The sequence below is a fragment of the Mycolicibacter kumamotonensis genome (genome assembly GCF_002086285.1).
Taxonomy (GTDB): domain Bacteria; phylum Actinomycetota; class Actinomycetes; order Mycobacteriales; family Mycobacteriaceae; genus Mycobacterium; species Mycobacterium kumamotonense.
Genome location: NZ_MVHU01000007.1, coordinates 37,371 through 49,457, shown reverse-complemented (window position 1 = coordinate 49,457; position 12,087 = coordinate 37,371). Strand labels below are relative to the sequence as shown.

Here is a 12,087-nt window from a genome sequence, read left to right as displayed (position 1 = left end):
GCAGGGGCTAGAACGGTTCCTCGGCGCCGCCGGGATTGCAGCCGTTGGCCAACAGGCTCAGGGTGCTGACTACCGGGCGCCACGGCTCCAGGTTCCAACTGGTCTTGCCGGGCTGGATGAACTCGGCAAACTGCCAGTGGCACAGGAACTGTTCGCGCATGCCCGGCGTGTCGGCGTCCGGGTTGCGTTTCACCACCTCCGACCAGGCGTGCTCGCCCTGGCGCAAGGTGCCGGGCTCGCCGGCCTCGGTTCGGCCGGTCTCGGTCGGATACACCCGCAGGCTGGTCCCGTCTTGGTAGCTCACCCACTGGGTGTTCGCGACATAGGGCGCCGCGCTGATGCCCGCGGCGCCCAGCCAGCCACCGGCGCCGCCGAATCCGCCGACGCCGCCCTCGCCGCCGATGCCGCCGTCACCGCCGCGGCCCAACAGCAGTCCACCGGCACCTCCGTCGCCACCGGCGCCCCCGTTGCCCGCCGCGACGTCCACGCCACCGGCGCCGCCATCACCACCCGCGCCGCCGACACCACCGGTGCCCATCAACCAACCACCGGCACCACCGTTACCGCCGTCGCCGCCGTCGGCACCGAGACCGCCTGCGCCGCCGGACCCACCGGCACCGCCGATGCCCAGGAACCAGCCACCGGCACCGCCGTCACCGCCGGTCGCGCCGGCAGCGCCCAGACCGCCCACCCCGCCGTGGCCGAAGAACCCGGCGTCACCGCCGGCGCCGCCCGCCCCGTCGAGACCCGCGGCACCGGCTCCGCCATTGCCGAACAGCAATCCGCCGTCGCCGGCGTCGCCGAACCAGCCCCACTGACCGAACACGCTGGTGTTGACGCCGTCGAACCCGTCGATGCCATCGCCGATCAGGTCTCGGCCGAACAGCGCGACGAAGGGTGCGTTGATCAGCCCGACGCTCAACTCCCCGAACGGACTGGTGATCCACTCGTGCAGCGGGCCATAGATGAACTGGTCCAGCCACGCGGGCGCGTCCAGGGATTGGTTCGGACCCGGCAGCGCCAAGACCGCGTCGATCGCGGCGGAGAACAGGCCGCTGGTCGTCGGGTCCAGTTGCGCCACCCAGGCCTGTGCCAGTTCCATCAGATCGCCCAGATCCAACCCCGCGGGCGTGCTGACGGCGGCCATCGGCTCGGCCGGTTCGATTCCCCAATCCCAGTCCGCCTGCGCGGCGGGGGCGGTCAGCACCGGATGCAGGGTGAGCAGGGCGGCGGTGCCCAGCGCGGCCGGGCCGAGCATCCGAATACCGCCGTTAGCCCGCCGGGGTGCACGCATGGCTCGACCAGCCTCCCTAGGTCACGTCACTGGCCGCTTTGTCAGCCTGTGCTTAGGGAACTGTAAGCCAACCTCTCCGAAAGTGGAATCTCGTCCACTCATCACCAGATGGCGGGCACCAAACGATAGCGAGTGCGCTCGGTGTACTCGCGGTAGCCGCTGAGCTCGTCGGTGAGCAACTGCTCCTCGTCGCGGATGCGCGCAACCAGCAGGGCCACCCCCGGTAGCACGAAGACCAGCCCCCAGTAGGAGCCGAGCGCGAGTGGGGTCCCGACCATCATGATGACGTTGCCGGTGTACATCGGGTGTCGCACCAACCCGTACAGACCCGTCGTAACCAGCGTCTGGCCGGATTCCACGGTGACATTGGCGGCCGCGTAGCCGTTCTGGATGATCACCAGCATGGCCAGGCTGAGCCCGGTCGCCACCAGGGCGGCGCCGAGCAGGCACACCGCTGTCGGCACCGTCGACCATCCGAAGCGGTGATCGAGCGCGCTGAGCACGAACATCGCCGGGAAACAGGTGAATAGGCCGGTGATGACCACCCGTTGCAGGGTCCGGGTCTCGGCCATCGGCCCGGCGCGCAGCCGCCGGTCCAGCGCGGCCGGATTGGTGCGCATCAGATAGATGCTGGGCACCCAGGTGGACACCGCGAACACCGCGAGGAACACCCATGCCTGCCAGTAGTGCAGCGTCCCGGCGGGCACGAACAGCAGCAGCCCGAATGCGATCAGGCCTAGAAAGGCTGAAATAAGTACTTTGCCAACAGCTTTCACCTTCGTCTCCTTAGCTCTGCAGGTCTCTGCGGCGGAATGCCAGGACTCCCAGGGCGATCAGCGAGGTGTCGATCATCATCAGCACCGCCAGCGGCAACGTGCTGAAGGTGCCGCCGCCGACCAGCGGGACATGGGTGAACGGTTCGAGGTCCAGAACCCACTGCGGCAGGCCGGAGAGGGCGCCGAGCAGATACAGCGCGACGAACCCGATCAGCACCGCCCACGCGGCGGGCGCAAACCGGGGGACGACACCGAACAGTGCCACCGCCACCGCCGCGGGCAACCAGATCGCCGGCAACTGCACGGCGGCGCTGCCGATCACGGTGGCCAGCGGTCCGCCGAGGTCGCCGACCGCAATTCCGTAGACGGTCCCGGCCACCACGCCGGCGAGCAGGATCGCGGCCGCCGATCCGGCCAGCGCGATCACCAGGTGGCTTGCCAGCCAACGGTCTCGTCCGAGCGAACCGGCGAGCAGCGTCTCGGCGCGCGCCGCGGCCTCCTCCTGCTGCAGCCGCAGCACCAGCGACACCGCGAACGCGGCCGCCACCATGCCCAGCATGGTGAACGCCACCGCGACGAACGCCTGCTCCAGCGCCTCGGTCCCGCCCAGCCGGACGACGATGTCGCGGGCGCTGTCGCTGCCGACCTCCTCACCGATGCCGTGCACCACGCTGCCGACCAGCAGCCCGTAGAGCACCAGAGCGGTCGTCCACAGCAGCAGCGCACCGCGATCGAGCCGCCACGCCAATCCGAACGCCCCGGCCAGCGTCGGCGCCGCCCGGCGCGGCCCCGGACGATCGGGCAGCAGCCCGGCGCCGACGTCCCGGCGGGCGGCGAACCGGTAGGCCAGCCAGGTGAGGGCCGCCGTGGCCGCCAGGTGCAGCAGCAGCACCCACCAGCGATCCCCCGCGTACGGCCGCACCTGCAGCGACCAGCCCAGCGGTGAGAGCCATGACATCGCCCCGGAGCCGGCGTCCCCGACCGCCCGCAGCGCGAAGGCAGCAGCGAGCACACCGAACGCGGTGCCGCGGGCGAACCGGGCGCCGGGGGACAGCTGCGCCGCCACCGCGGCCACGGCGGTGAATACCAGCCCGGAGCAGGCCAGCGCGGCCCCGAATGCCCACGAGCCGGCCGCCGGAACATCGGTGGTGAGCAGGCCCGCCGCACCGATGACACCGGTGGCCGCCGACGCCCCGAATGCCAGCAGCAGCGCGCCGGTCAGTCCGGCATGGCGGCCCACTGCGGTCGAGTCGAGCAGTTCGGTGCGCCCGTTCTCCTCGTCGGCGCGGGTGTGCCGGATGACGGTCAGGATGACCGCCACCGCGATCAGCGTGTGGAAGATCCCGGCCTTCCAGATCCCCACCGCGCCGAGCGTGTCGTTGTAGACCTGGCCGTACACCGCGCGTTGCGCCGGGCTGGCCATGATGGTCGCGGCCAGACCGGCGCGGTCGGCGGCGCTGGGGTAGATGGCCTCGATGCTGGCGATGTAGACGCCGGCAAGCGGCAGCGACAGCAGCAGCACCCAGAGCGGCAGGACGACCCGGTCGCGGCGCAGATAGAGCCGAAGCATGGCCAGGGTTCCCGACAGCTCGGGCCGGCGCCCGGAGGGCCGCGGCCCCGGATGCGCTTGGTGGACAACGGCGGTGGTCATGCCCGCGCCGTGTCGTAGTGCCGCAGGAACAGCTCTTCCAGCGTCGGCGGCCGGCTGGTCAGGCTGCGCACTCCGGCCGCGCCGAGCACCGCGATGAGTTCAGCGAGGCTGGCGCTGTCGACCTGCGCGTGCAAAACGGTGCCGGTGTAGTGCACGTCGGCCACCCCCGGTATGCGGGTGAGATCGCCGGGATCGCGCATCAGGTCGGCTTGGATCGAGGTGCGGTGCAGGTGGCGCAGCGAATCCAGTGAGCCGCTCTCGACCACGCGGCCGGCCCGGATGATCGTCACCCGCTGGCACAGTGCCTCGGTCTCGGCCAGAATGTGGCTGGACAGCAGGACGGTGACCCCGCGTCGGCTGGCCGCGGCGACACACTGCTGGAATACGTTCTCCATCAACGGGTCCAGGCCGCTGCTGGGCTCGTCGAGCAGCAGCAGCCGGGCATGCGAGGAGAACGCTGAGATCAGGGAGACCTTCTGGCGGTTGCCCTTCGAATACGTGCGGGCCTTCTTGCTCGGGTCCAGATCGAAGCGCTCGATCAACTCGTCGCGCCGCCGTTCGTCGATTCCGCCGCGCATCCGGGCGAGCAGGTCGATGATCTCGCCCCCGGACAACGACGGCCACAGGGTGACATCGCCTGGCACGTAGGCGATCTCACGATGAAGATCCACCGCGTCCGTCCACGGGTCGCCGCCGAGCAGGCGCACCGTTCCGGCGTCGGCTTTGATCAGGCCGAGCAGGATCCGAAGGGTGGTGGACTTGCCGGCGCCGTTAGGGCCGAGGAAGCCGTGGACCTCGCCGCCGTACACGGTCAGGTCCAGCCCGTCGAGCGCTCTGACCTGACCGAAACGCTTTTCCAGGCCGCGGATTTCGATGGCCGGCCAGTGGTTGTCAGGTTGCATCGGTTTTCCCCTGTTCGGCTTCCGCCAGGAAGGCGTCGTACATGGTGCGGTCGGCCAGCAGCCCTTCGGTGTAGATCTCCAGCGAGGGCAGCACCATGTCGCGGGCGTAGTCCCGCAACACCGCACGCAGATCCGTCGGGTTGTCGTGCATCTGCAGGTACAGCAGGAAGCCGCCGCCGCCGGTGATGGCCAGGTATTTCGCCCTGGCCTTGGGGTCGCGGCTGGGTTTGAGGGTGCCGGCGCGCACGCCCTCGTCGAGGTACCCCTCGGTGTTGTCGACCATTCGGCGCCACAGCGTGTTGGCCAGGTCGCCGCCGGACTGCATGGTGCGGACCAGGTAGGCCATCAGGGGCGCGTAGGACTCGATCTCGGCCATCGCGGCGAACCAGGTGGCCGGATCCGCCGAGCGCATCGCCTCGGACTTGCTGCTGCGGATCTCCTCGGCGACGAACTCGTCGCAGGCCCGGCGCAGTCCGTCTTTGGACCTGAAGTGGTGAATGACCAGTGCGGCGCTCACCCCGGCGGCTTCGGCGATCGCCCGGACGCTCACGCCGAAGCCGTTGGCGCCGAACTGGTCGATCGCGGCGTCCCGGATTTTCGCACTGGCCGTCAGATCGGCTGAACGCATGTTCAAAACACTAAACACGTGTTCAGTCGTCGTCAAGCGCTTCGGGGCGAGCGTGCGTGTTTGCCCGTCAAATCGCGGCGTGTCGCGTACGACTGCGCACGTTCACGGAGCGGGAGAGGGTCAGTCGCGGACGGCGGCCAGTAGCCCGTCGCCCAGCGGGATCAGCGCAGGGGTCAGCCGCTCGTCCTCGGCGATCAGCCGGGCAGCTTCGCGCACCGCGACCACCTCGGCGTCGTTGGCCGTCGGGTCTCCGGCCCGGCCACCCAGCGCGGCCCGGTGTAGCACCACCACACCGCCCGGCCGCAGCAGACGCACGGCCTCCAACACGTATCCGGGCTGGTCGATCGGGTCGGCGTCGACGAAGACCAGGTCGTAGGACTCGTCGGCGAGACGGGTGAGCACCTCCTGGGCGCGGCCGCTGATGAACCGGGTTCGCGACGGACCGATGCCGGCATCGCCGAAGGCCTGCTTGGCGGTGCGCTGATGTTCGGGCTCGATGTCGATGGTGGTCAGGACTCCGTCTTCGCCCATGCCGGACAGCAGCCACAGTCCGCTGACGCCGGCCCCGGTGCCGACCTCCACCACCGCCTTGCCTCCGCTGAGCTTGGTCAGCAGGCTCAACAACGCGCCCACCGCCGCGCTGACCGATGCGACGCCGATCTCTCCGGCCCGGTCGCGGGCGGCGACCAGAACCGCGTCTTCGGACATCGAGCCCTCGGCGTGCGCCAGGAGCGCGTCGGCCCGGCTGTGCGGCGGCTGCGGCCCGGAAGTGTCGTCGGTGCTGGCCATGTGCGCAGCGTAGGACAAACCCACCGGCGGTGGTGTATCGGCTCGCCCGCGCGACACGCCCGGGACGCGGCCCGTGTCCGAACTGTTATCCGAGTGCAACGGCGCACCGTGCGGCCTATTCGAACACAAGTTCACAGTCGGCGTTCAGGGCCGACACAGAGCTGACACACCGCGATACGCAACGGTATCGGCATGGAACGAGGTAGGAACCGGCCTCGAGACGCTCGGAATACCAGGGGCCTGGAGCACGTTGACAGCGATATCACGCTGCCGTCGCCTGATGGCTGCCCGGAAACGGAGGACGTCGCCATAACCACATTGCTGCCCCCGGTCGCCATGTCGCATCCGACCACCCACTCGGAGCGCTACTCCGACATCGACTGGGTCGAGCCTTCCGACGAGCCGCAGGGGACCGCGGTGTTCGACGCCACTGGGGACGTGGCGGCCATGCCGTCGTGGGACGAGCTGGTGCGCCAGCACGCCGACCGGGTGTACCGGCTGGCCTACCGGCTGTCCGGAAACCAGCAGGACGCCGAGGATCTGACCCAGGAGACCTTCATCCGGGTCTTCCGCTCGCTGCACAACTACCAGCCCGGGACCTTCGAGGGTTGGCTGCACCGGATCACCACCAACCTGTTCCTGGACATGGTGCGCCGACGGGGACGCGTCCGGATGGAGGCGCTGCCCGAAGACTATGACCGGGTGCCGGCCGACGAGCCCGATCCCGAGCAGATCTACCACGACGCCCGGCTGGACCCCGACCTGCAGGCGGCGTTGGACTCGTTGGCGCCGGAGTTCCGGGCGGCCGTGGTGCTGTGCGACATCGAGGGTCTGTCCTATGAGGAGGTCGGCGCCACCCTCGGGGTGAAGCTGGGCACCGTGCGCAGCCGTATCCACCGGGGCCGGCAGGCGCTGCGCGCCTACCTTGCCGAGCGGTCCGGCCAGCCCGACGGTGCCGCCTTCGGCGGTGCCGCGGCCGGCTGAGTCGGCCCACCAGCACCCCGGTTGCCGCGTCGAGGCGTCATGTCGCGCTACATTCTTATAAGGACGATTCTTATAAGGCATGTTCCGGTGTGAACACCAGGCCTGTGACCGTGTGACGGAAGGAGTCCGGTGGTGACGGAACGGGGAGGTGTCTTCCGTCGCGCATTCTCCTGGCTTCCCGCCCAGTTCGCCTCGCAGAGTGACGCACCGGTCGGCGCGCCCCGCCAGTTCGGGTCCACCGAGCATCTCTGCAGTGAAGCGATCGCCGCCTACGTCGACGGCGAGTTGCGGATGAACGCCCACCTGCGTGCCGCCCACCACCTGTCGCTGTGTCCCGACTGCGCCGCCGAGGTGGAGTATCAGGGCCGTGCGCGGTCGGCGCTGCGCGATTCGCACCCGATCCGGATCCCCTCCGCACTGCTCGGCCTGCTGGCCCAGATCCCGGATTGTCCCGCCGACTGTCCCCCCGATGAGGCCGCCACGCCGCGGCCCGCCCCGTTCGCCGACGGCAAGCCGCAGGATCGCCGCAAACGTCGGTAAGGTGGATGCGATGCGGCGCCAGCGCCGGGAGTAGCGCTTGGCTTGTGACGCCTGGAAGCCGACGCGGGACCGGAAGAGGAATAGGTGAGCTCCAACAACGAGAACGCCGGCGGTAACCGCCTGGCGCCGCGGCCGGTCTACCGGCCCCCGGTGGACAACGCCTCCAGGAGGGCCTTCGGCCGGCCCGACGGGGTGCCCGGATCGTTCATCCCGGCCGAGGTGCGGCCCAAGAAGTACCGCGAGCAGGGCGAGTTCACCCCGCGTGACCTGCCGCCGGACCCGGTGCTCAAGGAGGCGTTCGGCCGCCCCTTCGGGACCGGCCCGTCGTTGCAGCGCCATCCCGCCGACGCCGGTGCGCTGGAGCGCAACGGCAAGCCGGACGAGTTCACCGAGACCGACGACCCGTGGCGTGATCCGGCCGCGGGCGCCGCACTGGGCGCGCCCGCCGTCGTCCCGCCGCCGCCGCTGGCGCCCGGTGACGTGGGCGGTCGGCTCGGCGTGCGTGACGTGCTGTTCGGCGACCGGGTCTCCTACCGCGCGCTGGCCGTACTGGCCGCGATCGCGCTGGCCATCGGGATGGCCGGCGGCTGGGTCGGGCGAACCACCGCTCAGGTCGTCGAGGCGTTCACCACCTCGAAGGTGACGCTGTCGACCAAGGGCAACGCCGAGGAGCCGGCCGGCCGGTTCGCCAAGGTCGCCGAAGCGGTCGCCAATTCCGTGGTGACCATCGAGTCCGTCAGCGACGACCAGGGCATGCAGGGCTCGGGTGTGGTCATCGACGGCAAGGGCTACATCGTCACCAACAACCACGTCATCTCCGAGGCGGCCAACAACCCCAGCAAGTTCAAGACCACCGTGGTGTTCAACGACGGCAAAGAGGTGCTGGCCAACCTGGTGGGTCGCGACCCGAAGACCGACCTGGCGGTGCTCAAGGTCGACAACGTCGACAACCTGACGGTGGCCCGCCTCGGTGACTCCGACAAGGTCCGCGTCGGCGACGAGGTGATCGCCGCGGGCGCCCCGCTGGGGCTGCGCAGCACCGTGACACACGGCATCATCAGCGCCGTACACCGGCCGGTGCCGCTGTCGGGCGAGGACTCCGACACCGACACCGTCATCGACGCGGTGCAGACCGACGCCTCGATCAACCACGGTAACTCCGGTGGCCCGCTGATCGACATGGACTCCCAGGTCGTCGGGATCAACACCGCCGGAAAGTCGTTGTCCGACAGCGCCAGTGGCCTGGGTTTCGCGATCCCGGTCAACGAGATGAAGACCGTCGCGCAAGCGCTGATCAAAGACGGCAAGATCGTGCACCCGACCCTGGGGGTCAGCGCCCGGTCGGTCAGCAACGCCATCGCCTCGGGCGCGCAGATCGCCAACGTCAAGGTGGGCAGCCCCGCGGAGAAGGGCGGCATCCTGGAGAACGACGTGGTGGTCAAGATCGGTGACCGCACCGTCGCCAACGCCGACGAGTTCGTCGTGGCGGTGCGCCAGCTGACCATCGGCAAGGAAGCGCCCGTCGAGGTGGTCCGCGACGGGCGCAACGTCACCTTGAACGTGACCCCCACCGGCGACGGCTAGATGTTCGGCTGATGTTCGCCAATGTGGGCTGGGGCGAGATGCTGGTCCTGGTGGTGGTCGGGTTGGTGATCCTGGGCCCGGAGCGGTTGCCGGGGGCGATCCGCTGGACCGCGACCGCGTTGCGGCAGGCCCGCGAGTACGTCACCAATGCCACCGATCAGTTGCGCGACGAGATGGGCCCGGAATTCGATGACCTGCGCGTGCCGCTGAGCGAATTGCAGAAGCTGCGCGGCATGACACCGCGGGCCGCGTTGACCAAGCATCTGCTCGACGGGGACGATTCGCTGTTCACCGCGGTCAGTTCCCTGGCCGAGGATCCGCGCACCGCGCTAGCTGCGCCAGACATGGCTCCCACGGCCCCCAGGCGCCTGCCCGGGGCGCCCGCACCGTTCGACGCCGACGCGACCTGACCCGGAGGCGGTTCAGCGCTGGGTGTTGCCGGTGTTGAGCCCCAGCGACATGCCGACCAGGCCGCGTCCCCGGGTCGCCAGCTGATCGGCGATGCGGCGCAGTTCCTTGCCGGCCACCGAGTCCGGGGTGAGCACCACCGGAGACCCGGAGTCGCCGCCGGTCACCATCTCACTGTCGATCGGCACCTGGCCCAGCAGCGGCACGTCGCGGCCCATGGCCCGGGTCAGCCGTTCGGCGACCCGTTCACCGCCGCCCTCGCCGAACAGGTGCATGGTGGACCCGTCGGGCATGGCCAGCCCGGCCATGTTCTCCACCACGCCGACGACCTGCTGGCGGGTCTGCAGGGCGATCGCCCCGGCCCGCTCGGCCACCTCCGCGGCTGCCTGCTGCGGGGTGGTTACCACCAGGATCTCGGCCGGGGGAACCAGCTGGGCCACCGAGATAGCGATGTCACCCGTTCCCGGCGGCAGGTCGAGCAACAGCACATCCAGGTCGCCCCAGTAGACGTCGGCGAGGAACTGCTGCAACGCGCGGTGCAGCATCGGGCCCCGCCAGACCACCGGGGTGTTGCCCTTGGTGAACATCGCGATCGAGATCACCTTCACGCCGTAGCCGATCGGCGGCATGATCATCGAGTCGACCTGGGTGGGCAGCGCGGTGACGCCCATCATCCGCGGCACCGAGTGGCCGTAGATGTCGGCGTCGAGCACCCCGACCGACAGCCCGCGCTCGGCCAGTGCCACGGCGAGATTGACTGTGACACTGGACTTTCCGACGCCGCCCTTGCCCGAGGCGATCGCGTACACCTTGGTCAGTGAGCCCGGTTGGGCGAACGGAATGACCGGTTCCTTGGCGTCACCGCGCAGCTGTTTGCGCAGTTCTGCGCGCTGTTCGTCGCTGAATACGTCCAGGCTCACCTTGACCGGACCGGTGCCGGGGACGTCGCTGACCGCGCGGGTCACCATGTTGGTGATCTCGGTTTTCATCGGACAGCCGGCGATGGTCAGGTAGATCGTGACGTGCACGCTGCGGTCGTCGGCGATCTCGATGCTCTTGACCATGCCCAGGTCGGTGATCGGACGCTGAATATCGGGGTCCAACACGGTGCCCAGCGCGGCGTAGATCGCGTCGTGCAGGGCTGCGGTGTCGTCTTGTGTCTTGGACATCGAAGACGAGTCTAAGCCAGTGCGCGTCAGCCCCGGACTGCGCTCTTGGTCACGCCGGTGGGGCCGCCTGCGGTGCCTCCGGCGGCCCCGCCGCGGGGGCCTGTGCCGGCGCCGGGGCGGGCGCTTGAGCCGGTGCGGGGGCGGGCGCTTGCGGCGCCTCGTCCGGGGCCCCTGCCGGCGCGACGGCGTAGGGCGGCATCGGCGCCGGGTGCGCGTCCGGCGCGGTGGCCGGCGCCGCCGGGGTGGTCCCGGCCTGCGGCTCGAGGCAGATCATCCGGCAGGCCGCCGAGGGACGGGGCAGCTGCGGCTCGCCGGAGGTCATCCACTGCGGGGCCCACGGCAGCGTGCTCGACTGGCCCAGGTCGATCAGGGAGGAACCCGCGGTGTGGTCGAGCTGGGCCATCCCGTGCAGGCTGATCGATTCCGGGCCGAGACCCTCCGGGTGTTCCAGGTGCTCGAGGTGCAGGTCCGCGATCGGCGGTGCCGGTCCGATGATCGGTGGCAGATCCACCGGAGCCACCCCGGTGGCGTAGGCCGCCGCCCAGCCCATCACGTTCTCCGCATAGGCCATCGAGTTGTTGTAGCGCAGGATCGCGGTCAGCACCTGCGACTGCTCGCGCAGGTTGAGACCGCCGCTGCACAAATACCGTGCTGCCGCCAGCGTCGCGTCGTAGATGTTCTGCGGGTCGGCCCTGCCGTCGCCGTCCCCGTCGGCGGCGTAACGCGACCAGGTTCCGGGCAGAAACTGCATCGGCCCCATGGCGCGGGCGTAGACGACGCGTCCGGGGGCGCTGCTGGCCACGATGACTTCGTTTCCCGGTAGCGAACCGTCCAGCGTCGGCCCGTAGATCGGCTGTAGCGCCGTGCCGCGCGCGTCGGTGGCGCCGTCGTTGGCATGCCTCGATTCGATGCGGCCGATACCGGCCAGCAGATTCCAGCTGATCCCGCATTCGGGGGCGGCGACCGCCATCTGATGTTCGGCGTTGCGGTAGGCCGCCAGCGCCGTCTTGGGAATGCCCAACGTGCCCGGCGCGTAGACGACGGCCGCCGGCTGCGCCGACGGGGCGCCCGCCGCCACGTGCAGGTTCGGCTGCTGGCGCGGCACCGCGACGACAGCCGGCCCCGAGGAGTGCCCGGAGGAGCCGGTGCTGACCGCGGCCGCCAGCGGGGTCACGGCGGCGTTGCGCAGGGGCAGCGATGTCGACGGGGAACGTGGCGTTGCGCCGACGGCACCGGCGAACACCAGCGGGGTGATGAAGGTCAGGCCGAACGCGGGCCGCAGCGCAGCGCGGACCGCCCGCCGGCATCTGGCCGCGCGTGACAGGTGCTCGGCTGCGCCGCCCCCTGTAGGCACTCGACCGC

The 12,087-nt window shown here is 70.1% G+C and carries 11 protein-coding genes and 1 pseudogene; 4 read left to right on the top strand and 8 right to left on the bottom strand.

Going from position 1 to position 12,087, the window contains the following annotated elements:
- Nucleotides 1–7 precede the first annotated feature (7 nt).
- From BST28_RS25225 to BST28_RS06785, 6 genes are all read right to left on the bottom strand, one after another.
- A complete protein-coding gene (locus BST28_RS25225; protein WP_133054284.1) occupies nucleotides 8–1,294 on the bottom strand; it encodes a DUF2599 domain-containing protein in 1,287 nt (428 codons plus the stop codon).
- 101 nt (nucleotides 1,295–1,395) lie between these two features.
- Entirely contained in the window at nucleotides 1,396–2,070 is a 675-nt protein-coding gene (locus BST28_RS06805) for a methyltransferase family protein (RefSeq protein ID WP_083080431.1), read from the bottom strand.
- A 10-nt stretch (nucleotides 2,071–2,080) separates the two neighbouring features.
- On the bottom strand, nucleotides 2,081–3,721 hold the full coding sequence (locus tag BST28_RS06800) for an ABC transporter permease (RefSeq protein WP_109560659.1): 1,641 nt from the start codon (nucleotides 3,719–3,721) through the stop codon (nucleotides 2,081–2,083).
- On the bottom strand, nucleotides 3,718–4,623 hold the full coding sequence (locus BST28_RS06795; RefSeq protein ID WP_083080429.1) for an ABC transporter ATP-binding protein: 906 nt from the start codon (nucleotides 4,621–4,623) through the stop codon (nucleotides 3,718–3,720). Before BST28_RS06795 ends, BST28_RS06800 begins: the two co-directional genes overlap by 4 nt.
- Nucleotides 4,613–5,251: a TetR/AcrR family transcriptional regulator gene (locus BST28_RS06790; RefSeq protein WP_083080428.1), complete on the bottom strand. Its 639-nt coding sequence runs from the start codon at nucleotides 5,249–5,251 to the stop codon at nucleotides 4,613–4,615. The genes BST28_RS06795 and BST28_RS06790 overlap by 11 nt, the downstream gene beginning before the upstream one ends.
- A 120-nt stretch (nucleotides 5,252–5,371) precedes the next feature.
- On the bottom strand, nucleotides 5,372–6,040 hold the full coding sequence (locus BST28_RS06785; RefSeq protein WP_083080426.1) for an O-methyltransferase: 669 nt from the start codon (nucleotides 6,038–6,040) through the stop codon (nucleotides 5,372–5,374).
- 192 nt (nucleotides 6,041–6,232) lie between these two features.
- On the opposite strand from BST28_RS06785, the gene sigE reads away from it, so the two are divergent.
- The 4 genes and pseudogenes from sigE to tatB form a co-directional block, all read left to right on the top strand.
- Complete coding sequence (gene sigE / locus BST28_RS06780) at nucleotides 6,233–7,024, top strand: RNA polymerase sigma factor SigE (RefSeq protein WP_083080424.1); 792 nt, start codon at nucleotides 6,233–6,235, stop codon at nucleotides 7,022–7,024.
- A 132-nt stretch (nucleotides 7,025–7,156) separates the two neighbouring features.
- Nucleotides 7,157–7,564 carry an anti-sigma E factor RseA gene (rseA, locus tag BST28_RS06775; RefSeq protein WP_019739020.1) on the top strand — a complete coding sequence of 136 codons (408 nt, stop codon included), beginning with the start codon at nucleotides 7,157–7,159 and terminating at the stop codon, nucleotides 7,562–7,564.
- A gap of 84 nt (nucleotides 7,565–7,648) precedes the next feature.
- Nucleotides 7,649–9,148 (top strand): serine protease HtrA, encoded by a 1,500-nt coding sequence (gene htrA, locus BST28_RS06770; RefSeq protein WP_083080423.1) that lies wholly within the window; start codon nucleotides 7,649–7,651, stop codon nucleotides 9,146–9,148.
- Nucleotides 9,149–9,159: 11 nt separating this feature from the next.
- Nucleotides 9,160–9,445: pseudogene (gene tatB / locus BST28_RS06765) on the top strand (Sec-independent protein translocase protein TatB); the annotation flags it as partial.
- A gap of 125 nt (nucleotides 9,446–9,570) precedes the next feature.
- Here the strand turns inward: tatB and BST28_RS06760 are convergent.
- Both BST28_RS06760 and BST28_RS06755 read right to left on the bottom strand, forming a co-directional pair.
- Nucleotides 9,571–10,725 (bottom strand): Mrp/NBP35 family ATP-binding protein, encoded by a 1,155-nt coding sequence (locus BST28_RS06760; RefSeq protein WP_019734783.1) that lies wholly within the window; start codon nucleotides 10,723–10,725, stop codon nucleotides 9,571–9,573.
- A 49-nt stretch (nucleotides 10,726–10,774) separates the two neighbouring features.
- A complete protein-coding gene (locus BST28_RS06755) occupies nucleotides 10,775–12,079 on the bottom strand; it encodes a lytic transglycosylase domain-containing protein (protein WP_083080419.1) in 1,305 nt (434 codons plus the stop codon).
- Nucleotides 12,080–12,087 lie beyond the last annotated feature (8 nt).

What these genes read in the sequence shown, in the direction of transcription:
- BST28_RS06785 (WP_083080426.1), bottom strand. Translation starts at nt 6,040, where the DNA reads ATGGCCAGCACCGACGACACTTCCGGGCCGCAGCCGCCGCACAGCCGG.
- BST28_RS06795 (WP_083080429.1), bottom strand. Translation starts at nt 4,623, where the DNA reads ATGCAACCTGACAACCACTGGCCGGCCATCGAAATCCGCGGCCTGGAA.
- BST28_RS06760 (WP_019734783.1), bottom strand. Translation starts at nt 10,725, where the DNA reads ATGTCCAAGACACAAGACGACACCGCAGCCCTGCACGACGCGATCTAC.
- BST28_RS25225 (WP_133054284.1), bottom strand. Translation starts at nt 1,294, where the DNA reads ATGCGTGCACCCCGGCGGGCTAACGGCGGTATTCGGATGCTCGGCCCG.
- sigE (WP_083080424.1), top strand. Translation starts at nt 6,233, where the DNA reads ATGGAACGAGGTAGGAACCGGCCTCGAGACGCTCGGAATACCAGGGGC.
- BST28_RS06790 (WP_083080428.1), bottom strand. Translation starts at nt 5,251, where the DNA reads ATGCGTTCAGCCGATCTGACGGCCAGTGCGAAAATCCGGGACGCCGCG.
- BST28_RS06800 (WP_109560659.1), bottom strand. Translation starts at nt 3,721, where the DNA reads ATGACCACCGCCGTTGTCCACCAAGCGCATCCGGGGCCGCGGCCCTCC.